The organism is Ectopseudomonas alcaliphila, assembly GCF_900101755.1.
Classification (GTDB): Bacteria; Pseudomonadota; Gammaproteobacteria; order Pseudomonadales; family Pseudomonadaceae; genus Aquipseudomonas; species Aquipseudomonas alcaliphila.
In genome coordinates, this window is sequence record NZ_FNAE01000007.1 from 211,523 (window position 1) to 236,044 (window position 24,522).

The following is a 24,522-nucleotide window of genomic DNA, read 5'->3' on the forward strand; positions in this document are numbered from 1 at the left end:
TCTGGAATTTTTTCATTACGCTATGGCGCAAAAGCCCTGGCTGATGGTCCTGTAGGACCGTTCTTTGTAACGTATTTTTTACACAAAAATCATGGCCTGTGCCAACCGGGGCTCTGGGGCTCAGGCGAGCCTATGCATCGATATATTGTGCGCCTGCTAGCAGCGCATGTTGATGCGGTAATGCCGGGTCTTGGATGGCGTGGTTTTCAATAAGTGTTCAGTGCGCTGAGTTTCAGCCGAGCGTGGTTGTTGTTATTGCGCGGTATGACTGGATTTAATACTGGGTTAGCGTTGTCGCGTCGTCTTTTTAAACTTGGCTGTTACAGTTTGGGTTTACTGCACTCGTTCGGGTAATCAAGTAGAAAGGTAAGTGCCCTGGAATATATGTGAGGTTTTGAGGGCGTTTAATGCGAGGGCTGTTGCGAAGGTTATAGCGTGAGGCGAGTGGGAGTTATTTCGGTGCTATATGTATTGGCATGATATTGCTTGCTATAAGAAGGTGTATTTCAGCTTGTGGCATATAATTTCGGTGTACACCCGTATGCTCTACGTAAGCCTTTTTATAGGCATTCTGTAAGTTTATCTTTACGTCATGAAAACCTTACACTCCTGAGGTCGTCCGAATTTATCTCGGTCGATGCTGTCGATATCGCTATTTCATCTTTTGCATTCGTAACAATTTATTTCGAAATTACATTCGCGTCATTCACTGGGCGAAATCGGTTCTGCTGCTTAATCATCAGGCAGCGCCTGATGATGCGGCGATTGATGTTTGTTTTTGGGAGGGCGTTGGGCTTGTGCTCTGTCAGAAAGCTGTGACAAAAGCCCGCCTGCAATATGGCGTCATTGACTTGTCGGTCACGAGCGCATTGCGCTATAAAAAAATCGTTTCACGGGGCAGGCCTCGTAATTCCTAACCTTTCACGAAGCTTTCATTTCTTTCTTCGACGGATTTTTGACGTTTTACGCGTCATAGATGCGAATGAATATTTCTAGCATTTAAATTGCGGGGCCAGGGACATGGAGACAAAGATATTCGAGATGGCGGGTTTCAATGTTTATACGGAAATGTATTGGCGTGGTGAGCACGCTAAAACAGTGCTGTTGATCAATGGGGCTTTATCCACGACAGGGGCGTTTGGGCAAACGGTCAAATACCTGGAGCCGTACTTCAATCTGATTCTTTTCGATCTTCCATTTGCGGGTAAATCGCGTGAACACAATGTGCCAGGGCGCGTGGTGACCAAGGAGGATGAAGTTCGAATCATTTTGGGGCTTATTGAGCACTTTCAGGTCAATAGTTTGTTGTCCGTGTCCTGGGGTGGGGTTTCGGCCATGTTGGCGCTGTCCGAGTCGCCGGCTTCAGTCGAGAGAGCAATCATCAGTTCGTTCTCGCCAGTGATCAACGAGGCGATGCGCGATTATCTCGACAATGGGCAGGCTTATCTGGCAGCGCGTGACAAGCGCAAGATTGGCAGTCTGCTCAATGACACGGTGGGCAAATATTTGCCCAGGTTGTTCAAGCTTTATAACTTCAAGCACCTGATCAGTCTGGCTGAGCACGAATATAAGCAGATTGAGTTTCATATCGCGCAAGTTCGTGAACTCAGTGCCAAAAATTATGTGGAGCGCTTTGCCCAGATAAAAATCCCGGTATTGTTCGTCAATGGTGAGCGGGATGAATACACGACGGCAGAGGATGCACGGCAGTTTGCTCGGTATGTGGTCAATAGCCACTTCGTGGTGGTGCCAGGTGCCGGACATTTTCTTGATCTGGAGAGCAAGTCGGCATGGCTGGCCTCACGAGAGGCGGCCTTGTCTTTCCTGGGGGGTGAGGTCGCTGTGTCGGAGTACACGAGACTGTCGCCTTCGCTGGTGTGATTCGTAGAGGGCGTGGCAGGGAATGAGCGTTGGATTGGATGCTGTAACGCGCATGGGGCTGCTTCGAATCACTGTGTTCGGGCTGTTAGCGCTGGTGGTGGGGTGTTCTGCCGAACCGCCGCCGGAGAAAACGGCGGTGCGGGTGGTTGCACAACAAGTCGCTCAGGTAGCTGGGCTGGCACAAACCGTACTGACGGGCGACGTTCAGGCGCGCTTCGTCAGTGAACTCGCCTTCCCCAGCGCTGGGAAGGTCGCTCAGCTATCGGTCGATGTCGGTGACAAGGTGGTGACCGGGCAGGTGCTGGGGCGGCTTGACCCCCTCGAATTAAGGGCGACGCTGGATATCAGCGAGGCCGAGTTGCAGGCCTTGCAGGCGCGCGTCGATCTGGCGCGCGCTGATTATTCCAGGCAGGCGCGTCTGTTGCCTCAGGGCTACACCAATCGTAATGAATATGAGCGGGCGCAGGCCGCGCTGAAAGGTGCCGAGGCCGAATTGATGACAGCCACGGCGCGGCACCAGTTGGCCAGGGATGCGGTGGCCGACGCTGATCTGCTGGCGCTGGCAGATGGTGTAGTGGTGGCACGCCCAGTGGCGCCCGGTGAGGTGGTGCAGGCCGGGCAGGTGGTGCTATCGCTGGCGCATGATGAGGCGCCCGAGGCGGTTTTCGACTGGTACGAGGCGCTGCCGACAGGGTTGGTGATCGGTGCTCCCATTCATCTGCATACGCTGAGCGAACCTGCGCGCGAGATCAGCGGGCAGGTGCGGGAAATCGCCCCGAGCGTTTCCGCCAGCTCTGGCACCTTGCGTATCCGTGTCAGTTTGCCGGCTGAGGCATGGCACTGGCCGCTCGGGACTGTGGTAGCGGCGCGCCTGGCCGAGTCACTGGGGCCGGTCGTCGTATTGCCCTGGGCTGCCTTGAGTCGGGATCAGGGTCAGCCGGCGGTGTGGCGTATTGATGCGCAGCAGCGTGTGAGCCTGTCTCGGGTCGAGGTCTCGCGTTATGAAACTGGGCGGGTGCTGGTGGCGGCGGGCTTGCGGGACGGTGATCTGGTGGTGGCGCAGGGGGGGCAGTTGCTCTATCCCGGCCAGCAGGTCGAGGTGGCCAATGTACTTGCCGTCAGCGGGCCAGGGGCACAGCCATGAGGTGGGCTGCGTTGTGTCTGCCGCTGCTGAGTCTGCTCCTGGTTGCCTGCCGCGATGAGAAACCCCAGGCGCAGGTTGAACGCCCGGTCCTGTTCGATGAGATCGCAGGCCAACAGCTTCTGGCGCAAGCGCGTTTTACCGGCACTGTGCAACCTCGCCATCAGCTCGTTGCGGCGTTTCGCCAGAGCGGTCGTCTGCTCAGCCGGCAGGTCGAGGTCGGCCAGCTTGTGCGTACCGGGCAGCTGCTGGCGAGCCTGGAAAGCAGTGATCAGCGAAGTGAGTTGCGCAGTCGTCAGGGCGAGTTCGAGCGTGCCGAGGTGTTGTGGCGCAATGCCCGTGACGAACTCGCCCGCTATCAGGGTTTGTATCGACAGGGGGTCGGCAGTCAGGCGCGGCTCGAGCAACTGAGCGGTGAGATGCAGGTGCGCGCGGCAACCTTGCGTCAGGCGCGCATTGCCTTGCAGCGCGCCGAAGATCATGTGCAGCAGACCCAGGTATTGGCCGATCTCGATGGTGTGATCACGGCATGGCATGCCGAGGTCGGCCAGGTATTGGCCAGCGGTACGCCGGTGGTCAGCCTGGCGAGCCTCGACAGCCTGGAAGTATGGGTCGATGTGCCGGCTCAGTGGTTGGGCCCGCTCACCGATCCGGACGAGCCCTTGCGTATCTGGGTGGCACCAATGAGTGCGCGTGCCGAGGGTAGCTGGGCGCGCGTGCGGCAGGTTGATCCGGTGTTGGATCCGGGCACTCGCGTACAGCGGCTCAGGTTGGCGCTGGAGCAACTGCCGGCGGATTTTCATCTGGGCTCGTTGGTCAGCGTGGAGTTGTCCCCGCAGCTTGCGGCAACTGAGCCGGAGCTGCCGGCATCGGCCTTGTGGGGGCCGGCCGGGCAGCACTTCGTCTGGCGCATCGACCGCGACAGTTCGCAGGTACGCGCCGTCGCGGTCGAGGTCTTGAGCCAGACCGGCTCACGGGTACGGGTGCGGGGAGCGGTGCAGCCGGGGGATCGAGTGGTCAGTGCCGGCGTTGCGCGTTTGCGTGAAGGGCAACAGGTCAGGCTCGTGGAGCGCAGCGGTTCATGAAGGAAGGATTCAATCTGTCCGGCTGGGCGCTGCGCCACCGTACGCTGGTCTGGTACGCCATGCTGGTCACCTTGCTGATGGGCGCCTTCTCCTATGTACAGCTGGGCCGTGAGGAAGATCCCGCGTTCGCCATCAAGACCATGGTCATCCAGGCGCGCTGGCCCGGCGCAACGCTCGACGAAACCTTGCAGCAAGTCACCGACCGGCTGGAGAAGAAGCTCGAGGAAATCGACGCACTGGATTACGTGCGCAGTTACACCTTGGCCGGCGAAGCCACGCTGTTCGTATTTCTCAAGAGCGAGACACCTGCGCGCGCCATTCCAGATGCCTGGTACGCGGTGCGCAAGAAGATGCAGGACATTCGTGGCGAGTTGCCCAGTGGTGTGCAGGGGCCGGCCTTCAACGACGAGTTCGGCGATGTCTTCGGCAACATCTATGCCCTGACCGGCGAAGGTTTCTCGCCGCGTCAGTTGCGTGACTATGCCGAGCAACTGCGCCTGGGCCTCCAGGGCGTGCCCAGGCTGGGCAAGGTGGAAGTGCTCGGCAGTCAGCCGGAAGTCATCTACCTGGATTTTTCCATTCGCCGCCTGGCGGCCCTGGGCATCGATCTGCGCCAGGTCATCCAGAGCTTGCAGGCGCAAAATGCCGTCACGCCTGCGGGCCATATCGACGGTGAGCAGGAACGTATCGCGCTGCAGGCCAGTGGCGCCTTCGCCAGCGAGGCGGATTTGCAAGCCGTCAGCCTGCGCTTCGGTGAACGCCTGCTGCGCCTGAGCGATCTGGCGCGTATCGAGCGTGGCTACGCGCAGCCGCCGGCCTCGCTGTTTCGCTACAACGGCGAGGCGGCGATCGGCCTGGCCGTGGCCATGCAGGCCGGCGGCAACATTCAGGATTTCGGCGCAGCCTTGCAGCAGCGCATCGACGAGCTGACTGCCAACCTGCCGCTGGGTTTGGACGTGCATCAGGTATCCAGCCAGGCCGAGGTGGTGGACAAGGCCATTGGCACCTTCACCAAGGCGTTGTTCGAGGCCGTGCTGATCGTGCTGGTGGTCAGTTTCATCAGCCTCGGCATGCGCGCCGGCCTAGTGGTGGCCTGCTCCATTCCGTTGGTGCTGGCAATGGTCTTTCTTTTCATGTCCTACAGCGGCATCACCTTGCAGCGTATCTCCCTGGGCGCCTTGATCATCGCCCTGGGCTTGCTGGTGGACGACGCCATGATCACCGTCGAGATGATGATCAAGCGTATCGAGGCCGGCGACTCGCTGACCAAGGCGGCGACTCATGCCTATACCTCGACGGCTTTTCCCATGCTTACCGGCACCCTGGTGACGGTCGCTGGCTTCGTGCCCATCGGCCTCAACGCCAGCTCGGCCGGCGAGTACGTGTTCACCATGTTCGCGGTGATCGCCGTGGCGCTACTGCTGTCCTGGCTGGTGGCGGTGGTGTTCGCACCGCTGCTGGGCGTCTACCTGCTGCGTCGGCCGGCGCAGGCCGAGGTGCATGGCAGTAGCCGCTGGGAGCGTCTGTTCTCTGCCTGGCTGGCACTGGCGCTGGGCCATCGCAACTGGACGGTGGGCCTGACCCTGCTGGCCTTCGCCATCTCGCTGGTGGGCACTGGCCTGTTGCAGCGGCAGTTCTTTCCCGATTCCGATCGCCCCGAGATTCTGGTGGACTTCCATCTGCCGCAGCATGGCTCGATCAACGCCACGCGCGAGACGATGGACCGCTTCGAGCAGGCCCTGGCCGATGACCCGGATGTGCTGCGCTGGAGTTCCTACGTCGGCAAGGGCGCGGTGCGCTTCTATCTGCCGCTCGATCAGCAACTGAGCAACCCCTTCTATGGCCAGGTGCTGATCGTCAGCCAGGGGGGCGAGGCGCGTGATCGCTTGCTCGCGCGCCTCAGGGCGCGACTGCGTGAGGAGTTCGTTGGCATCGGCGCCAACGTGCAGCCGCTGAATATGGGACCGCCGGTGGGCTGGCCGATCCAGTACCGTATCAGCGGCCCGGATATCCAGCAGGTGCGGCGCCAGGCCATGAGCCTGGCGGCGCTCATCGATGGCAACCCGAACATCGGTCAGGTGGTGTACGACTGGAACGAGCCGGGCAAGGTGCTGCGTATCGACATCGAGCAGGACAAGGCCAGGCAGTTTGGCCTGTCCTCGCAGGACACCGCACAGATCCTCAACAGCGTGGTATCCGGCTCGAGCATCACGCAGATTCGCGATGGTATTCATCTGGTCGATGTGGTGGCGCGAGCGCAGGCCGATGAACGACAGTCGCCGGAGCTGCTCGGTAGCTTGCAGATACCATCTGGTCGTACTGGTGAATCGATTCCGCTCCTGGCATTCGCTAGTATCCGCTATGAACAGGAGCAACCTCTGGTGTGGCGGCGTGACCGGCTACCGACCATCACCCTGAAAGCGAACATCGTCGGGAACTTGCAGCCCGATGCGCTGGTAGAACAGTTACGCTCGGCTGTCGATGATTTCACTGCGCAGTTACCGGCGCGCTATCAGGTCAAGGTAGGGGGCGCGGTCGAAGCCAGTGCGCGGTCCCAAGAGCCGATCCTGCGTGTGGTGCCGTGGATGCTGTTTCTGATGGTGACCTTGCTGATGATTCAGTTGCAGAGCGTTAAACAGGTATTGCTGGTGCTGAGCGTGGCGCCGCTGGGGCTGATCGGTGTGGTGGGGGCCTTGCTGGTGACCAACTCGCCGTTGGGCTTCGTCGCCATCCTGGGGGTACTGGCGTTGATCGGCATCATCGTGCGCAACTCGGTGATTCTGGTCAGCCAGATAGAGAGCTTCCGTCAGCAGGGGCTTGCCTTGCAGGCCGCCGTGGTCAGTGCGACCGAGCACCGCTGCCGGCCGATTCTGCTGACGGCGGCGGCATCCAGCCTGGCGATGATCCCCATCGCTCGCGAGGCGTTCTGGGGGCCGATGGCCTACGCGATGATCGGTGGTATTGCCGTGGCAACGGTGTTGACCCTGTTCTTCCTGCCAGCCCTGTATCTGCTCTGCCATGCCGATCAGGGTGAGGAGGTCGAAGCTGTAAACGAGATGCCCTGAGCCGAGCGGTGCATGAGTGTACGTAAGATGGTCACGTGTGTTGCGCCTTTGGGCGTGATGCTCTCTCACATAAGGACAAAGACCATTGATAGGTGTTGATTTTCGAGTTTCCTTCCCTACCTTGCCAGCGGGGCATCGACTGGAGGATTGCCATGCGCATTAAGGTTCACAGTCAGAACCGTGTCGGCATCCTGCGCGACATCCTCAACCTGCTGGTCGACTACGGCATCAACGTTGCTCGTGGTGAAGTGGGCGGCGAGCAGGGCAATGCCATTTACCTGCATTGCCCGAATCTGATCAATCTGCAGTTCCAGTCGCTACGCCCGAAGTTCGAGGCGATTCCCGGCGTATTCGGCGTCAAGCGCGTGGGGCTGATGCCCAGCGAGCGACGCCATCTGGAGCTCAATGCGTTGCTCGGTGCGCTGGACTTTCCGGTGCTGTCCATCGACATGGGCGGCAGCATCGTCGCCGCCAACCGCAGCGCCGCGCAGTTGCTCGGCGTGCGCGTGGACGAGGTGCCGGGTATGGCGCTGTCGCGCTATGCCGAGGATTTCGATTTGCCCGAACTGGTGCGCGCCAACAAGACGCGTATCAACGGCTTGCGAGTGAAGATCAAGGGCGACGTGTTCCTCGCCGATATCGCCCCGCTGCAGAACGAACACGACGACAGCGAGGCGCTGGCCGGCGCCGTGCTGACCCTGCACCGCGCCGATCGCGTCGGCGAGCGCATCTACCACGTACGCAAGCAGGAGCTGCGCGGCTTCGACTCGATCTTCCAGAGCTCCCGTGTGATGGCCGCGGTGGTCAAGGAAGCGCGGCGCATGGCGCCACTGGATGCGCCGCTGCTGATCGAGGGTGAGACCGGCACCGGCAAGGAATTGCTGGCGCGCGCCTGTCACCTGGCCAGCCCGCGTGGGCAATCGCCGTTCATGGCGCTCAACTGTGCCGGGCTGCCGGAATCCATGGCCGAAACCGAGCTGTTCGGTTATGGTCCCGGCGCCTTCGAGGGCGCGCGTCCGGAAGGCAAGCTCGGTCTGCTGGAGCTGACCGCAGGCGGCACCTTGTTCCTCGATGGCGTCGGCGAGATGAGCCCGCGCCTGCAGGCCAAGCTGCTGCGTTTTCTGCAGGACGGCTGCTTCCGCCGTGTGGGCAGCGACGAGGAGGTGTACCTGGACGTGCGGGTGATCTGTGCCACCCAGGTTGACCTGTCCGAGCTGTGCGCCCATGGCGAATTTCGCCAGGATCTCTACCACCGCCTCAATGTGCTCAGCCTGCATATCCCGCCGCTGCGCGAATGCCTCGACGGCCTGGCACCCTTGGTCGAGCACTTTCTCGATTCCGCCAGCCGGCAGATCGGCTGCGCGCTACCGAAGCTGGCGCCGCAGGCCTTCGAGCGCATGGCTCATTACCACTGGCCGGGCAACGTGCGGCAACTGGAGAACGTGCTGTTCCAGGCGGTGTCGCTGTGCGATGGGGGGACGGTGAAGGCCGAGCATATCCGCCTGCCGGATTACGGTGCGCCGCAGCCCTTGGGCGAGTTCTCGGTGGAAGGCGGCCTCGACGACATTCTCGGCCGTTTCGAGAAGGCGGTGCTGGAGCGGTTGTTCCGCGACCATCCCAGCAGCCGCCAGTTGGGCAAGCGCCTCGGTGTTTCCCACACCACCATTGCCAACAAGCTGCGCCAGCATGGTTTGGGCAAGGATTGATTCAACCCTTGTGCTTGCGCTTCGGCTTGGGCCTGCCCTGTACGCATTTGAAGCGCGGTTCGGTCTTGCAGATCACGTAGATGCGGCCGCGGCGCTTGACGATCTGGCAGTCGCGGTGACGCAGCTTGGCCTGCTTCAGTGAGGACAGGACCTTCATGCGCCACCTCCGACGAAACCAGCGAAGCGCTTGTTGAAGCCGGCGATACGCCCCTCGCTCTTGGCCTGACGTTGCTGGCCGGTGTAGACGGGGTGCGAGGCACTGGAAACATCCAGAGTGACGTAGGGGTAAACCACGCCCTGGTATTCGTGGGTCTTGTCGGTGTCCACCGTGGAGCCGATCAGGAAATAGGCGTTGGCGGCGACATCGTGGAACAGAACGGTGCGATAGCTGGGGTGAATACCGGGCTTCATCTGTGAACTCCTATTGTTACTGTATAACGTTTATCGAATGATAATGGTTCTTGTTTTTATTGCAAGCACGGTAATGCACCGCCATTGCCCTGGGCGGTTTGCTGAGGTTTGAGCAGGGGTGAACCTGTCGGTCAGGGTTGCCGCTGACCGTGCCAGGCCTGGATGACGCGCTGGCGTAGCGCCTGACGATCCTGCAGGCGGCCGATGGCCTGCTCGGCGAGATCGATCCAGTAGGGATCGGCCTTGGCCTGCACCACCGAAAGGCCGGAGGCCAGGTTGGCCCATGCAGGCGGCAGGCGTCCGTGCCGCAGGGCGAAGCCGCCGTCGCGGTCGCGCGCCAGGTAGCGCACGCGGGTGATGCCGGCCAGGAGAATACGGCCGTAGCACATCAGACAGGGCTCCAGGCTGACATGGAGGGTCAGGTGTCGGCGGTCGAACTGGGCATGCTCGGCTTCGAGCTGGTCGAGCACCTGCATCTCGGCATGCGCGCCGCTGGCGTAGGGCCCGGCGAACACCTGGTTGCGGCCGCTGCACAGCAATTCACCGGCGTCATCGACCAGCACCGCGCCGACCGCGTAACAGCCTTCTTCCATCGCCAGCAATGCCTGTTCGCAACACAGCCTGGCCCAGGTGTCATCGACGTGGGTGCTGGTTGGCGCCTGCTGCAACAGCGCGAGGTGTTCTGGCTTCATGTGTGTCTCCAAGGCCAAAAAGGCGTCGCGGGAGTATGGTCTGCCATCTGGCTGGCGCCCTAGGGTCTGTACGAAAAGTCGTCGAGCGAAGGTCAGGCAATACCGATGGCGGCCCTGCAAAAACAGGCGAAGAACGGACTGGGCTCGCACTCGAGTCTACAAGCTGTAAATGAGCATTTGACCGGGCTGGCGTTCCAGCCTGTTTTTAACGCAGCATCACCGAGCGCAGGCACTTTTCGTACAGAGTCTACGACCTTGGTGCAATAGGCAGTGCAAGGGGCTGCGGCGACACTGAGCACGTCCCGATCATCCTGCGTGATTTGGGTGCAAGCGTTTCCGCATTCCTTTCGAGGGATGCCTTGAATGGGCGGGCGACCAGATTGGTCGCCCTTTTTTTTACCCAGAATTTCGCCAGCGGCTATACACCCTGGTTCAGCCGGTCGATCAGCGCCCGCACGCTGCCCGGCAGGGCATCCAGCTCGCGTACCAGCATGCTGCGTTCGCGCACCGCCCAGGCTTCGTCCAGCTGCAGGATCGCCAACTGCATGGTGCAGCTGTGCCTCCGTGCGGCCGATTCGGGAATGATGCCGATGCCGACGCCGCCCTCGATCATCCGGCATATCGCCTCGAAGCTCGATACCTGGATACGCAGGGCCAGGTTGCCGCCGAGTTTTTCCACCTGTTCGCGCAGAAAGCTCAGCAGGGTGCTGCCCTCGTGCAGACCGATGTGCTGGTAGGCGAGGGTGTCGTTGAAACTCACCGCCTGCCGCTGCGCCAGCGCATGACCCAGCGGTACCGCCAGTACCAGACGGTCGGTGCTGAAGTGCAGCACCTGCAGGCCGGGCGCTTGTACCGGACCGGCGATGATGCCCAGATCCGCCGCGCCATCGAGTACGCCACGCACGATGTCGCGGCTGAGGCGTTCCTGCAGGTCGACGGTGACGCCGGGGCGTTCGGCGAGAAAGCCGGCCAGCACCTCGGGCAGGAATTCGGTCACCGCCGTGGTATTGGCGAAGATGCGGATATGCCCGGCGGCGTCGGTGCCGTATTCGGTGAATTCACTCTTCAGGTAATCCACCTGGCGCATGATCAGCCGCGCGTGCTGCAGCAGGCGTTGCCCTGCTGGCGTCAGCTCGACGCCACGGCTGTCGCGATACAGCAGGCGCGAGCCCAATTGCGCCTCCAGCGCCTTGATCCGTGCGCTGGCGGCGGCCGGCGAGAGGAATGCCTTGCGCGCGCCCTGAGTCAGGCTGGGCGACTCGGCGATATGGATGAACAGGCGCAGGTCTGGCAGATCGAAGTGCATGGTGGCCATTTCCTCAGGTCATTCGTAGGAGCCCGCTTGCGGGCGATCACTGGCGATCTGCAAAGCATCGCCAGCAAGCTGGCTCCTACACGATTGGCGTTCAGATTAACCGAACGCTGGTTTAAATAAATGCGGATTCTCTGAACGCAAGCGGCGTCGCATGCTCCAGCTCACACAAGAACCGAGCTGGAACCTGCCCCATGAGTGATTCTGCCTTTTCCGCCTGGATCGGTCGTCGCGAAGATGTCCACGACCAACTCAGTCGTAACCTGGTCAAGCGCATCGCCGCCACCTTCGGTGAAATCACACCGGCCCATGGCGAAGCGCTGCCGCCGCTGTGGCATTGGGCGTTCTTCCAGGAGCCGGTCGCCGAGAACGGTTTGGGCGAGGATGGCCATCCGGCGCGCGGTGGCTTCCTGCCGCCGGCGGACAACCGCAACCGCATGTGGGCCGGTGGCCGTATCGAGTTCATCCAGCCGCTGCGCGTCGGTGGCGAAGCCAGCCGGGTATCGACCATCAAGCACATCGAGGAGAAGCACGGCCGCACCGGCGCGCTGCTGTTCGTCACTGTGCAGCACGACTACCTGCAGGACGGCCAACTGGCCATCCGCGAGGAGCAGGACATCGTCTACCGCGAGCCCAGCCCGCCCAAGGCGAGCAGTGGCGAGCCGCTGGTGGCTGGCGATTGGCGCGAGGCTGTCACGCCGTCCAGCACTCTGCTGTTTCGCTACAGCGCGGTGACCTTCAACGGCCACCGCATCCACTACGACTGGCCCTACGTCACCGAAACCGAAGGCTATAGCGGCCTGGTGGTGCACGGCCCGCTGATCGCCACCCTGAACCTGCGCGCCTTCTGTCGCGCGAACCCGCATGCGCGCCTGCGCCGCTTCGCCTATCGCGGCCTGCGCCCGCTGATCGCACCGCAGCCGTTCGAAGTCGGTGGGCGCATCACCGGCGAGGGCCAGGCCGAGCTGTGGGCGGGCAATGAAGCCGGCCTGGCGCAGCGCGCCGAGGTGCAATTCGACTGATTGTGTAGCCCGGATGCAATCCGGGAAATCGCTCCCGGATTGCATCCGGGCTACGGCTTACCGAGGAACTGTGATGACCCCCAACAACAACGAAGAACTCAACGCCATCCGCGAAGGCGTGCGCGCCCTGTGTGCGGAATTCCCCGCCGAATACTGGCGCAAGATCGATGAGGAGAAGGGCTTCCCGGAAGCCTTCGTCACAGCGATGACCGAGGCCGGCTGGCTGTCGGCGATGATCCCGGAGGAATACGGCGGCTCGGGCCTGGGCCTGGCCGAGGCCTCGGTGATCCTCGAGGAGGTCAACCACTGCGGCGGCAACTCCGGCACCATCCACGGGCAGATGTACAACATGTTCACCCTGCTGCGTAACGGCAGTGAGGAGCAGAAGCGCTATTACCTGCCCAAGCTGGCCAGCGGCGAGCTGCGCCTGCAGTCGATGGGCGTCACCGAACCGACCACCGGCACCGATACCACCAAGATCAAGACCACCGCCGTGCGCCAGGGCGACAAGTACGTGATCAACGGGCAGAAGGTGTGGATCTCGCGCGTGCAGCATTCCGATCTGATGATCCTGCTGGCGCGCACCACGCCGCTGGCCGAGGTGCAGCGCAAGTCCGAAGGCATGTCGATCTTCCTGGTCGACCTGCGCGAAGCCATCGGCAACGGGCTGACCGTGCAGCCGATCGCCAACATGGTCAATCACGAGACCAACGAGCTGTTCTTCGACAACCTGGAAATTCCCGCCAGCAGCCTGATCGGCGAGGAGGGCAAGGGCTTTCGCTACATTCTCGACGGCCTCAATGCCGAGCGTACGCTGATCGCTGCCGAGTGCATCGGTGACGGCCGCTGGTTTATCGAGAAATCCGCGCAGTACGCCCGTGACCGCGTGGTGTTCGGCCGCCCCATCGGGCAGAACCAGGGTGTGCAGTTCCCCATCGCCGAAGCGCATATCGAAATCGAGGCCGCTGACCTGATGCGCTGGCGCGCCTGCGAGGAATACGACGCCGGGCGCAACGCCGGAGCGGCAGCGAACATGGCCAAGTACCTGGCGGCCAAGGCCAGTTGGGAGGCGGCCAACGCCTGCCTGCAGACCCACGGCGGCTTCGGTTTCGCCAACGAATACGACGTCGAGCGCAAGTTCCGCGAGACCCGCCTGTACCAGGTGGCGCCGATCTCCACCAATCTGATCCTGAGCTACGTGGCCGAGCACTTGCTCGAGCTGCCGCGTTCTTTCTGAGGAGCCTACTTATGAACTGCTGCGCGTCAGCCATGCTGCGTTGTAAGCGATCTGGGTCGCCAGCCCGGTCGAATGCTCATTTACAACTCGTAAACTCCGCTTCCTCGCCCGCTTACGCGGGGCCGCCATCGGTATTGCCTGGCTCTAGCTCGCGAGTTCATAAGCAGACTCCTGGGAGCTGCTTATGAGCATCAATACCCAACAACTCGCTGCATTCCTCGCTGATCTCGATTACGCGCAGATTCCCGAGCACGTACTGGACCGCACCGAAGACCTGTTCCTCGACTGGCTGGGCTCGGCCCTGGCCAGCGAGGGCGCGCGGCCGATCCCGCTGTTCGAGGCCTACGCGCAGAAGATGGGCCCGGCCGATGGCCCTGCGCGCATCCTGGTCAATGGCCGTGGCACGTCGGCGTACTTCGCGGCGCTGGTCAACGGTGCGTCGTCTCATCTAGTGGAGCAGGACGACCTGCACAACAGCTCGGTGCTGCACCCGGCCACCGTGGTCTTCCCGGCCGCTTTAGCGGCGGCGCAGGACCTGGGCAAGTCCGGCCGCGAGCTGCTGCTGGCCTCGGTGGCCGGCTACGAGGCGGGCATTCGCATCGGCGAATTCCTCGGCCGCTCGCACTACCGCATCTTCCACACCACGGCCACGGTCGGCACCCTGGCCGCTGCCGTGGCAGTGGGCAAGTTGTTGGACTTCGACCAGCAGCAGTTCGTCCACCTGCTCGGCAACGCCGGCACCCAGGCCGCCGGGCTCTGGGAGTTCTTGCGCGATGCCGCCGACTCCAAGCAGCTGCATACCGCCAAGGCGGCCGCCGATGGCCTGCTGGCCGCCTACTTCACCGCGCAGGGCCTGACCGGCGCGCAGAACATTCTCGAAGGCGAGCAGGGCATGGCCGCCGGCATGTCCCGCGATGCCGAGCCAAGCAAGCTGTCGGATCGTCTCGGTCGGCGCTGGGCGTTGGTGGAAACCTCGTTCAAGTTCCACGCCTCCTGCCGGCACACCCATCCGGCTGCTGACGCGCTGCTCGATCTGATGTGGCGTGAAGGCCTGCGCCATGAGCAGATCGAGCGCGTCATCGCCCGTGTGCATCAGAGCGCCATCGATGTACTCGGCCGCGTGAAGGTGCCGCAGACCGTGCACCAGGCCAAATTCTCCATGGGCACCGTGCTCGGCCTGATCGCCGTGCATGGCAAGGCCGGGCTGACCGAGTTCGCCAACCTGGCGCTGCAGGACCCGGCCGTGGCCGTCTTCCGCGACAAGGTGCATATGCGCCTGGACCCGGAGGTGGATGTGGCCTACCCGCAGCGCTGGCTGGGCCGCGTCGAAGTGATCACCACCGATGGCCGCACCTTGCGTGGCGCCATCGACGAGCCCAAGGGCGACCCCGGCAACACCCTCAATCGCGTCGAGCTGGAAGACAAGTTCCGCCGCCTGCTGGCCTTCGCCGGCAAGCGCAGCAGCGATGAGGCGGGTGTGCTGATCGCCAAGGTCTGGCGTCTGCGTGAGACGGACGATCTGCACCAATTGGCCTGATGAGAACAGCCAATCTGTAGGAGCGGATTTATCCGCGAATGCAATGTGTTAGGCGCTGCAGTTGTGTGGGATTGACATACGTCTTCGCGGATAAATCCGCTCCTACAAGGATGCTGTGGCGCCCGAGTAAATGAGGTTTTCGACATGACTCAAAGTAATCCTCGGCCACTGGATGGCATCATCGTGGTCAGCCTGGAGCACGCCATCGCCGCGCCGTTCTGCACCCGTCAACTCGCCGACCTCGGTGCGCGGGTGATCAAGGTCGAGCGCCCTGGCAGCGGCGATTTCGCCCGTGGCTATGACGAGCGCGTCAGCGGTCTGGCCTCGCATTTCGTCTGGACCAACCGCTCCAAGGAAAGCCTGACCCTCGACCTCAAGCAGGACGAGGCCACACAAGTGCTCGATAGCCTGCTGGCCAAGGCCGACGTGCTGGTGCAGAACCTCGCGCCCGGCGCCGCCGCGCGCATGGGCCTGTCGTTCGAGGCGTTGCACCAACGCTTTCCCCAACTGATCGTCTGCGACATCTCCGGCTACGGCGAGGGCGGCCCGTACGAGCAGAAGAAGGCCTATGACCTGCTGATCCAGAGCGAGGGCGGATTTCTCTCCGTCACTGGTGGGCCGGGAGAGGAGGAGATGGCCAAGGCCGGCTGCTCCATCGCCGATATCGCCGCCGGCATGTACGCCTACACCGGTGTGCTGTCGGCGCTGATGCTGCGCGGCAAGACCGGTGTCGGCAGCCGCGTCGACGTGTCGATGCTGGAAAGCCTGGTCGAATGGATGGGCTACCCGCTGTACTACGCCTACAACGGCGCCACGCCGCCACCGCGTGCAGGCGCTGCGCACTCGACCATCTATCCCTACGGCCCGTTCCCGGCCGGCGATGGCGGCACGGTGATGCTCGGCTTGCAGAACGAGCGCGAATGGCAGGCGTTCTGCGCCAGGGTGCTGGAGCAGCCGGAGCTGGCCAGCGACGAGCGCTTTTCCGCCAACTCCAAGCGCTCGGCCAACCGCAGTGAGCTACGCGCGCTGATCGTCGGGGCCTTCTCGCACATGAGTACCGCGCAGGTCATCGAGCGTCTGGAGCAGGCGCAGATCGCCAATGCCCAGGTCAACGACATGGCTGGCGTCTGGGCCCATCCGCAGCTTGAAGCGCGCGGGCGCTGGCGCCAGGTCGCCAGCCCCAGCGGCAGCCTGCCGGCGCTGTTGCCCCCCGGGCGCAACAACGCCTTCGAACCGCGCATGGACGCCATTCCGGCGCTGGGCCAGCACACCGATGCGCTGCTCGCCGAGCTGGGCTACGGCGCTGGCGACATCCAGCGCTTGCATCAGCAGGGGGCCGTATGACTTCGACCGTAGCCCGGATGCAGTCCGGGAGTTTCCTGGCTGCCATCAGACCGCTCCCGGATTTCATCCGGGCTACGCGCCGCAAGTCGCTGCGTAGGGTGGACGACGCTCTTTTCGTCCACCAGTCGCCCGCCAAACGCGCAGCGCAAACGCCCGCGTTTGATGAGGACAGATCATGAGCAAACCGATCATTCGCAGCGCCCTGTTCGTACCGGCGAGTCGCCCGGAGCGCATTGCCAAGGCGCTCGCCGTTGGTGCCGACGCGGTCATCGTCGACCTGGAAGACGCCGTGCAGGAGAGCCTGAAGGTCGAGGCGCGGGCCCATCTCGATGCCTTTCTCATGGCCAATCCAAAAGCCCGGTTGCAGGTACGGATCAACGCGCCGGAACACGCCGGGCATGGCGCTGATATCGATCTCTGCGCGCGTCATGCCGGTGTGGTCGGCGTGCTGCTTCCCAAGGTGGAGAGTGCTGCTCAGGTGGCAAGGGTGGCGGCCTGCGGCAAGCCGGTGTGGCCGATCATCGAGAGTGCGGCGGGTTTGCTGGCTCTGGCGGAAATCGCTCGCGGCGAAGGCGTCGAGCGGCTGTCCTTCGGTGCCCTCGACCTGGGTCTGGACCTCGGCCTCAGCAGCGGCAGCGCGGCAGCCGAACGCATCCTCGATCAGGCCCGTTACGCCTTGCTGCTGCATTCGCGCACGGCGGGTCTGGCAGCGCCACTGGACAGTGTATTTCCCGCCATCGAGGACCGCGACGGCCTTGCCCGCACCGCGCGCGATGCCCGTGACATGGGTTTCGACGGCCTGTTGTGCATCCACCCCAAACAGGTCGAAGTCATTCATCGCGCATTGTGCCCGGCCGAAGAGGAACTGGCCTGGGCGCGGCGGGTGATGGCCGCCGCTAGCAGCGGTGAAGGGGTGTTCGTGGTCGACGGCCAGATGGTCGACGCTCCCGTACTCGGTCGCGCTCGTCGCCTGCTGCAGCGGGCAGGCGAACCGTAGGAGCCCGCTTGCGGGCGATGTTTCTCAGCAGATCGCCGGCAAGCCGGCTCCTACAAAAAACGGCTGGCTGCAGCGGCAGTCAGCCACCTTGTAACCACGTACCAGCCAACAAAAACAATGAGGTAACGTCATGTTCAAACTCACCGCCAAGGCGCTCGCCTGCGCCGCCATCCTCTCCTGTGCCGGCCTGGTACAGGCTGCCGATGAGCCCATCCTGATCAAGTTCGCCCACGTGGTGGCGGACAACACGCCCAAGGGCCAGGGCGCGCTGCTGTTCAAGAAACTGGCCGAAGAGCGTCTGCCGGGGCGGGTGAAGGTGGAGGTCTATCCCAACTCCTCGCTGTTCGGCGATGGCAAGGAAATGGAGGCGCTGCTGCTTGGCGACGTGCAGATGCTGGCGCCGTCGCTGGCCAAGTTCGAGCAGTACGCCAAGCCGGTGCAGATCTTCGACCTGCCATTTCTGTTCGACAACATGGAGGCTGTCGATCGTTTCCAGGCCAGCCCCGAGGGCCGTGGACTGCTGACTTCCATGGAGGACAAGAACATCACCGGCCTGGCCTACTGGCACAACGGGTTGAAGGTGATGTCGGCCAACAAGCCGCTGCGTGATCCGGCCGACGCCCGTGGTCTGAAGTTCCGCGTGCAGGCTTCGGCGGTGCTGGAGGAGCAGTTCAAGGCGGTGCGCGCCAACCCGCGCAAGATGAGTTTCGCCGAGGTCTATCAGGGCCTGCAGACCGGCGTGGTCAACGGCACCGAGAACACCTGGTCGAACTACTTCAGCCAGAAGGTGCATGAGGTGCAGAAGTACATGACCGAATCCGACCATGGCCTGATCGACTACATGGTGATCACCAACACCAAGTTCTGGAAGGGCCTGCCGGATGACGTGCGCGGCGAGCTGGAAACCATCATGGCCGAGGTTTCCGTCGAGGTGAACAAGCAGGCTGACGAACTCAACCGCACGGCCAAAGAGGATATCGCCAAGGCCGGTACCACCGAGATCATCGAGCTGACCCCGCAGCAGCGCGCCGAATGGCGTGAGGCCATGCGCCCGGTGTGGCAGAAGTTCGAGAAGGAGATCGGCGCCGAGCTGATCCAGGCGGCGGAGAAGTCCAACCAGGGTTGACCGTTCACCCTGGCATGAAAACGCCCGGCTTGTGCCGGGCGTTTTCGTGTCGAATGAGGGCGTCGCGGCTAAAGCCCCTCCCACAATATTGGCGGGGCGAGGCCTCAGAGGCCGGCCTCCTGCATCCACTTCGGCTTGGGATAGCGACGATCGGATTTGCCCGCCTTGAGGATGGCGCCCGGCACCTCGTGGCCGATCAGGCCGGGCAGGGTGGCGGCGGCTTCTAGCAGGGCATCGAGGTCTACGCGGGTATCCAGGCCCATGCGCTGGAACATGTGCACCAGATCCTCGGTGCAGATATTGCCGCTGGCGCCCGGTGCATAGGGGCAGCCGCCGAGGCCGCCGAGGGAGGCGTCGAAGCGGTCGATGCCGGCGTTCAGCGCCGCCAGGGCATTGGCCAGGCCCATGCCACGGGTGTTGTGAAAATGCGCGGTGAACACCGCCTCGGGCCAGCGTTGCAGGGCCTCGCGGCAGATGCGCTCGACCTGTGCCGGATCGGCCATGCCGGTGGTGTCGCACAGGGTCACGCCCTGCACGCCGATCGCCAGCAGACGCTGGATCAGATCAAAAACGCGAGCCTCGGGCACCTCGCCTTCGAAGGGGCAGCCGAAGGTGGTCGACAGCGAGGCGTTGATGAACACGCCGCTGCCACGGCTGACCTCGATGATCTCGGCGAACTGCGCCAGCGACTGCTCCGGCGTCATGCGCAGGTTGGCCAGGCCGTGGGTGTCGCTGGCGGACATCACCAGGTTGATCTCGTCCACTTCGCACGACAGTGCGCGTTCGCAGCCCTTCACGTTGGGTACCAGCACGGTGTACTCGACGCCGGCCACGCGCTGGATGCCGCGCATCACCTCTTCGGCATCGCGCAGGTTGGGAATGGCCTTGGGCGAGGTGAAGGAGGTCACTTCGACCTTGGCCAGGCCGGTGTTGGACAGGCGGTTGATCAGGGCGATCTTGTCTGCGGTGGGCACGAAGGACGCTTCGATCTGGAAGCCGTCACGGGTGGCGACGTCCTGGATGTAAAGGCGTTTGCTCATGGGGAATCCTCAAGAGGAGCGGCAAGCGACGTAGGGTGCGCTGTGCGCACCGGCTTGTACGGGGTGGCTGTCGTGGTGGACAAGCTTCGCGTTGTCCACCCCACGGGGGCTGGCGAGCGCTAGATGATCCCGCGTTCGCGCAGGCCGGCGACCTGTTCCGCGCTGAGGCCAAGCCCGGCGAGGATGTCGTCGTTGTGCTCACCCAGTTGCGGGCCGCCGCTGCCGATGCGGCCCGGCGTGCGGCTGAGTTTGGGCAGGACGCCCGGCACCTTGAGCGGGCCGACGCTGGTCTGCACCTGCTCGATCATCTGCCGCGCCAGGTAGTGCGGGTCCTGCACGATATCGGCGGCGGTGTAGGGGTAGCCGGCCGGCACGCGCGCACCCTTGAGCGCCTCGATCACTTCATCGCGGCCGCGCTGGACGGTCCACTCGGCGATGGCGCCGTCGATCTGCTCGGCGTGCTGGCTGCGCCCGTCGTTCTGCGCCAGGCGCGGGTCGTTGCCCAGGTCGTCGCGGCCGATCAGGCTCATCAGGCGCTTGTAGATGCTGTCGCCATTGCCGGCGATCAGCACGTAGCTGCCGTCCTTGCAGGGGTAGGAGTTGGATGGGGTGATGCCGGGCAGGGCGCTGCCGGCCGGCTCGCGGATGTAGCCGAAGGCGTCGTATTCAGGGATCAGGCTTTCCATCATGGCGAACACCGACTCGTACAGCGCCACGTCGATCTCCTGGCCTTCGCCGCTACGCGCACGCTCCTGCAGGGCCAGCAGCACGCCGATCACGCCGTACAGCGAAGACAGCGAATCGCCGATGCTGATGCCCACGCGCACCGGCGCCTGGCCGGGGTAGCCGGAGAGGTGGCGCAGGCCGCCCATGGCTTCGCCGATCACGCCGAAGCCGGGCAGGTCGCGGTAGGGGCCGGTCTGCCCGTAGCCGGAGATGCGCAGCATGATCAGCCGCGGGTTGATCGCCTTCAGCGCCTCATAGCCCAGGCCCCAGCCTTCCAGCGTGCCGGGGCGGAAGTTCTCCACCAGCACGTCGGCCTCTGCCACCAGCTTACGCACGATGTCCTGCGCTTCGGTCTGTTTCAGGTCGAGGGTCAGCGAGCGCTTGTTGCGCGACTGCACGTGCCACCAGAGCGAGGTGCCGTCCTTGATCTTGCGCCATTTGCGCAGCGGGTCGCCGACGCCCGGTGGTTCGATCTTGATCACCTCGGCGCCGAATTCGCCGAGCAGCTTGCTGGCGAAGGGACCGGCGATGAGCTGGCCCATCTCGATCACCTTGAGCCCCTGCAGGGCCATGTTGTTGGTGTTGCTCTGAGTCATGGCTGCACCCGATTTGCCTGTGCGTTTCTCGTGGTGCGCAGAATGGCGCAGCGGCGCGGTGACGACAATTGCCCAATGGCCAAGCTGGGCTTCGCGTATCACGAAGTGGCATGCTGTAAATCAGCTTTCTGGCAGCTTCGCTTCGCCAGGCACGAAATGGAGACTCCATGCGCCGCATCGATTTCGTCACCCTCAAGTTGTTCGTCGCCATCGCCGACGAGCGCAGCCTGACCCGCGCCGCCGAGCGCGAGCACCTGGCCCTGGCCGCAGTGAGCAAACGTGTCAGCGACCTGGAAAGCCAGCTTGGTATCGCACTGCTGTATCGCCAGCCTAAGGGTGTCGAGCTGACACCGGCCGGCCATGCGCTGCTGCACCACGCACGGACCATGATGGACAACCTGGAGCAGCTTAACGCCGACCTCAGCGAGTTCAGCGAAGGGGTCAAGGGTCATGTGCGCATCCACGCCAACACCTCGGCGGTGATCGAGTTTCTGCCGGAAGACCTGGCCAGTTTCAGCCGCGCCCACCCACAGGTGAAGATCGATCTGGAAGAGCGGGTCAGCAGCGAAACCCTGCGCGCTGTGCGCGAAGGGCTGACTGATATTGGTATTTTCGCCGGGCATGTACCGGCTGACGATCTGCAGGTGTTCACCTACCGGCACGACCAGCTGGTGCTGGTCACCCCGCGCGAGCATCCGCTGGCCGAGCGCGACGGCCTGTTTCTGCGCGAGGCAGTGGGCTTCGATTTCATCGGCCTGCAGCAGGATGCCTCCTTGCACGGCCTGCTGCAGCATTCGGCGCACAGCCAGGGCGTCGCCTTGCGCCTGCGCATCCAGGTGCGCAGCTTCGAAGCCATCTGCCGGATGATCCACACCGGTATGGGCGTCGGTGTGTTGCCGGATCTGGCGGTGCGTACCTATCTGCCGGCGCTGGATGTGCGAGTGATCCCGCTGCACGATCCCTGGGCCCGGCGCGAACTCAAGGTGGCAGTGCGCAACCTGGACAACCTTTCGCTGACCGCGAAGCAGATGCTCGATCACCTGCGTAACAGCTCATCGACAGAGGGTATTTCAGCGCTGCCTTCGTGAATGCCGAAGGCTCGGTTGTCCAAATGTGAATTTCAGCCTGGCGGAGGGCGCAGTAGAGTCCGGGCCAATCGACGGCGATCCGCCCTCGACGCTCAGACAAAAACAACAGGAGCCTTCCATGAAGTTTTCTTTCGTCCGTCGTGGCCTGGCCGGCGTGCTCGCCGGTTGCGCACTGCTTGGCGCACTCTCGGCACACGCAGCCGATCCTATCTTGATCAAGTTCTCCCACATCACCGCCGACAGCACGCCGAAGGGCCAGGGCGCGCTGCTGTTCAAGAAGCTGGTGGAGGAGCGCCTGGCCGGCAAGGTCAAGGTCGATGTCTATGCCAACTCTTCGCTGTATGGCGATGGCAAGGAAATGGAAGCGCTGCTGTTGAACGAGGTGCAGATGCTGGCGCCGGCGCCTTCCAAGCTGGAGCAGTACACCAAGCAGCTGCAGCTGTTCGACATGATGTTCCTGTTCGATGACGTCGCCGCCGCGCAGCGCTTCCAGTCTTCGGACAAGGGCAAGGCGCTGCTCAAATCGATGGAGAGCAAGGGCATCACCGGTCTGGCCTACTGGCTCAACGGCATGCGTCAGCTCACCGCCAACAAGCCACTGATCGAACCGGCCGATGCCCGTGGTCAGAAGTTCCGCGTGCAGCCGTCCGATCTGCAGGCCGCACAGTACAGCGCCCTGCGCGCGGTGCCGCGCAAGATGAGCTTCGCCGAGATCTACCAGGGCCTGCAGACCGGCGTGGTCAACGCTCAGGACAACCCCTGGTCGAACATCTACTCGCAGAAGTACTTCGAGGTGCAGAAGTACATGACCGAGTCCAACCATGCCATCGGCAACTACCTGCTGATCACCAACACTCAGTTCTGGAACGGTCTGCCGGCGGACATCCGCAGCGAGCTGGAACAGATCGTCGACGAAGTCACCGTCGAGGTGAACAAACAGGCCGAGGCGCTGAATGCCGAAGCCCGTCAGGCCATCGTCGATACTGGCAAGAGCGAGATCACTACCCTGACGCCTGAGCAGCGTGCCGCCTGGCGTGACGCCGTGCGCCCGGCCTGGAAGAAGTTCGAGGCCGATATCGGCAGTGATGTGATCGAAGCCGCGCAAGCCGCCAACCAGCAGTGAGCCCCACGGCTGCTCCGGGCCCACGCACCCGAGGCGGCCCTTCATTCGCCGTCGCCTAAGACGGCGTTTGCCAATGACGAATATCGCGCCGGTCGTGGCTCGGTTAGATTCGTCCGACTCCTTAGAGCCTGTTCAAAGTCTGCTGCGCGTCGGCCCTGCTGCGTTAAAAACAGGCTCGGATGCTCATTTACAGCTCGTAAACTCCGCATCCTCGCCTGTTTTTGCCTTGCATGGCTCTAGCTCGCGAAACTTTGAGCAGGCTCTCAAAAACCACAACAATGTTCGGAGATGCCATGAACGCCTTGCGGCGCGGCTGGGAGCACTTCGAGGAAGGCTTTATCGCTTTCCTCCTGGCGACCATGACGCTGATCACTTTCGTCTACGTGATCCTCAACAACTTCTACACCCTGTTCTATTGGCTGGGTGACTATTTCGGCGGTAACGAGACCCTGCTCGCTATCGGCGACTCCATTCTCGACATGGCCCAGGCGATGACCTGGAGCAATGCCCTGACCAAGGCGCTGTTCGGCTGGCTGATCTTCTTCGGCCTGGCCTATGGCGTGCGTACCGCCGGCCACATCGGCGTCGACGCTCTGGTCAAACTCGCCCCGCGCGGCATCCAGCGCATCATCGGTGTGATCGCCTGCTCGGCCTGCCTGGGCTATGCCGGCCTGATCGCCGTTGGCAGCTTCGACTGGGTGCACACCCTGTTCACCGCCGGTATCGGCGCCGAAGACCTCGGTCACTACGGCATCCAGCAATGGCATATCGGCATGATCGTGCCCTTCGGCTACGCCATGGTGTTCGTCCGCTTCCTGGAAATCCTCGTCCGTATCCTGCGCAACGAGCAGACCGGCCTCGGTCTGGCCGACGAAGCGGCCGATGCCCTGAAGGTCAATGAGCACGAGGAGCCCAAGCAATGACCGTCCTGTTCCTCTTCCTGCTGCTGTTTTTGCTGATGTTCATCGGCGTGCCGATCGCCGCATCGCTCGGCCTGGCCGGTTCGATCACAATCATGCTGTTCAGCCCCGACTCGGTGCGCTCGCTGGCGATCAAGCTGTTCGAGACCAGCGAGCATTACACCCTGCTGGCGATTCCGTTCTTCCTCTTGTCCGGTGCCTTCATGACCACCGGCGGCGTGGCCAAGCGTCTGATCGACTTCGCCAACGCCTGCGTCGGCCACATCCGTGGCGGCCTGGCCATCGGCGCGGTGCTGGCGTGCATGCTGTTCGCCGCGCTGTCTGGCTCCTCGCCAGCCACCGTAGCGGCAGTCGGCTCCATCGCCATCGCCGGCATGGTGCGCTCCGGTTATCCGCAGGCGTTCGGCGCCGGCATCGTCTGTAACGCCGGTACCCTGGGCATCCTGATTCCGCCGTCGATCGTGATGGTGGTG

Annotated in this window: 20 protein-coding genes and 1 pseudogene; 15 read left to right on the top strand and 6 right to left on the bottom strand. The window is 63.0% G+C overall.

The features are described 5' to 3' along the window. Positions 1–1,041 precede the first annotated feature (1,041 nt). The 5 genes from BLR77_RS20110 to BLR77_RS20130 all read left to right on the top strand — a co-directional run bounded on the left by BLR77_RS20110 (position 1,042) and on the right by BLR77_RS20130 (position 8,878). Positions 1,042–1,881: an alpha/beta fold hydrolase gene (locus tag BLR77_RS20110; protein ID WP_238380602.1), complete on the top strand. Its 840-nt coding sequence runs from the start codon at positions 1,042–1,044 to the stop codon at positions 1,879–1,881. Between the two features lie 52 nt (positions 1,882–1,933). Continuing rightward, the gene (locus BLR77_RS20115) at positions 1,934–3,025 is read left to right on the top strand and encodes an efflux RND transporter periplasmic adaptor subunit (RefSeq protein WP_162275020.1); all 1,092 of its coding nucleotides are present in this window, start codon (positions 1,934–1,936) and stop codon (positions 3,023–3,025) included. Beyond that, positions 3,022–4,107, top strand: a complete 1,086-nt coding sequence (locus tag BLR77_RS20120; protein ID WP_074681131.1) for an efflux RND transporter periplasmic adaptor subunit — start codon at positions 3,022–3,024, stop codon at positions 4,105–4,107. Before BLR77_RS20115 ends, BLR77_RS20120 begins: the two co-directional genes overlap by 4 nt. Continuing rightward, the gene (locus BLR77_RS20125; RefSeq protein WP_074681133.1) at positions 4,104–7,172 is read left to right on the top strand and encodes an efflux RND transporter permease subunit; all 3,069 of its coding nucleotides are present in this window, start codon (positions 4,104–4,106) and stop codon (positions 7,170–7,172) included. Before BLR77_RS20120 ends, BLR77_RS20125 begins: the two co-directional genes overlap by 4 nt. 152 nt (positions 7,173–7,324) lie before the next feature. Continuing rightward, complete coding sequence (locus BLR77_RS20130) at positions 7,325–8,878, top strand: sigma-54-dependent transcriptional regulator (protein WP_074681135.1); 1,554 nt, start codon at positions 7,325–7,327, stop codon at positions 8,876–8,878. 1 nt (position 8,879) lies between these two features. Here the strand turns inward: BLR77_RS20130 and ykgO are convergent, their stop codons facing one another. The 4 genes from ykgO to BLR77_RS20150 form a co-directional block, all read right to left on the bottom strand. Beyond that, on the bottom strand, positions 8,880–9,035 hold the full coding sequence (gene ykgO, locus BLR77_RS20135; RefSeq protein WP_074681137.1) for a type B 50S ribosomal protein L36: 156 nt from the start codon (positions 9,033–9,035) through the stop codon (positions 8,880–8,882). After that, the gene (locus tag BLR77_RS20140; RefSeq protein WP_074681139.1) at positions 9,032–9,289 is read right to left on the bottom strand and encodes a type B 50S ribosomal protein L31; all 258 of its coding nucleotides are present in this window, start codon (positions 9,287–9,289) and stop codon (positions 9,032–9,034) included. The genes ykgO and BLR77_RS20140 overlap by 4 nt, the downstream gene beginning before the upstream one ends. A gap of 131 nt (positions 9,290–9,420) precedes the next feature. Continuing rightward, entirely contained in the window at positions 9,421–9,981 is a 561-nt protein-coding gene (locus tag BLR77_RS20145; protein WP_074681141.1) for a nucleoside deaminase, read from the bottom strand. Between the two features lie 418 nt (positions 9,982–10,399). Continuing rightward, positions 10,400–11,287, bottom strand: coding sequence for a LysR family transcriptional regulator (locus BLR77_RS20150; protein ID WP_074681183.1), 888 nt, complete (start codon positions 11,285–11,287; stop codon positions 10,400–10,402). Positions 11,288–11,487: 200 nt separating this feature from the next. Here BLR77_RS20150 and BLR77_RS20155 point away from each other — a divergent pair, with 200 nt between their 5' ends. The 6 genes from BLR77_RS20155 to BLR77_RS20185 all read left to right on the top strand — a co-directional run bounded on the left by BLR77_RS20155 (position 11,488) and on the right by BLR77_RS20185 (position 18,556). Next, entirely contained in the window at positions 11,488–12,315 is an 828-nt protein-coding gene (locus tag BLR77_RS20155) for an HTD2 family dehydratase (RefSeq protein ID WP_074681143.1), read from the top strand. A gap of 73 nt (positions 12,316–12,388) precedes the next feature. After that, entirely contained in the window at positions 12,389–13,552 is a 1,164-nt protein-coding gene (locus BLR77_RS20160; RefSeq protein WP_074681145.1) for an acyl-CoA dehydrogenase family protein, read from the top strand. A gap of 184 nt (positions 13,553–13,736) precedes the next feature. Then, a complete protein-coding gene (locus tag BLR77_RS20165; protein WP_074681147.1) occupies positions 13,737–15,089 on the top strand; it encodes an MmgE/PrpD family protein in 1,353 nt (450 codons plus the stop codon). Between the two features lie 144 nt (positions 15,090–15,233). After that, positions 15,234–16,433 (top strand): CaiB/BaiF CoA transferase family protein, encoded by a 1,200-nt coding sequence (locus BLR77_RS20170; RefSeq protein ID WP_074681149.1) that lies wholly within the window; start codon positions 15,234–15,236, stop codon positions 16,431–16,433. Positions 16,434–16,608: 175 nt separating this feature from the next. After that, on the top strand, positions 16,609–17,430 hold the full coding sequence (locus BLR77_RS20180) for an HpcH/HpaI aldolase/citrate lyase family protein (RefSeq protein WP_074681153.1): 822 nt from the start codon (positions 16,609–16,611) through the stop codon (positions 17,428–17,430). 130 nt (positions 17,431–17,560) lie between these two features. After that, the gene (locus BLR77_RS20185; RefSeq protein ID WP_074681155.1) at positions 17,561–18,556 is read left to right on the top strand and encodes a TRAP transporter substrate-binding protein; all 996 of its coding nucleotides are present in this window, start codon (positions 17,561–17,563) and stop codon (positions 18,554–18,556) included. Between the two features lie 104 nt (positions 18,557–18,660). Here the strand turns inward: BLR77_RS20185 and BLR77_RS20190 are convergent, their stop codons facing one another. Both BLR77_RS20190 and BLR77_RS20195 read right to left on the bottom strand, forming a co-directional pair. Beyond that, positions 18,661–19,596 (bottom strand): hydroxymethylglutaryl-CoA lyase, encoded by a 936-nt coding sequence (locus tag BLR77_RS20190; RefSeq protein WP_074681157.1) that lies wholly within the window; start codon positions 19,594–19,596, stop codon positions 18,661–18,663. Positions 19,597–19,715: 119 nt separating this feature from the next. Next, complete coding sequence (locus BLR77_RS20195; protein ID WP_074681159.1) at positions 19,716–20,918, bottom strand: CaiB/BaiF CoA transferase family protein; 1,203 nt, start codon at positions 20,916–20,918, stop codon at positions 19,716–19,718. Between the two features lie 167 nt (positions 20,919–21,085). On the opposite strand from BLR77_RS20195, the gene BLR77_RS20200 reads away from it, so the two are divergent. The 4 genes and pseudogenes from BLR77_RS20200 to dctM form a co-directional block, all read left to right on the top strand. Then, on the top strand, positions 21,086–22,006 hold the full coding sequence (locus tag BLR77_RS20200; RefSeq protein WP_074681161.1) for a LysR family transcriptional regulator: 921 nt from the start codon (positions 21,086–21,088) through the stop codon (positions 22,004–22,006). 118 nt (positions 22,007–22,124) lie between these two features. Beyond that, positions 22,125–23,129, top strand: coding sequence for a TRAP transporter substrate-binding protein (locus BLR77_RS20205; protein WP_074681163.1), 1,005 nt, complete (start codon positions 22,125–22,127; stop codon positions 23,127–23,129). 293 nt (positions 23,130–23,422) lie between these two features. Further along, entirely contained in the window at positions 23,423–24,052 is a 630-nt protein-coding gene (locus BLR77_RS20210) for a TRAP transporter small permease (RefSeq protein WP_074680256.1), read from the top strand. Then, positions 24,049–24,522 (top strand): annotated as a pseudogene (gene dctM / locus BLR77_RS20215) (C4-dicarboxylate TRAP transporter large permease protein DctM); the annotation flags it as partial. The gene BLR77_RS20210 and the pseudogene dctM, both read left to right, overlap by 4 nt.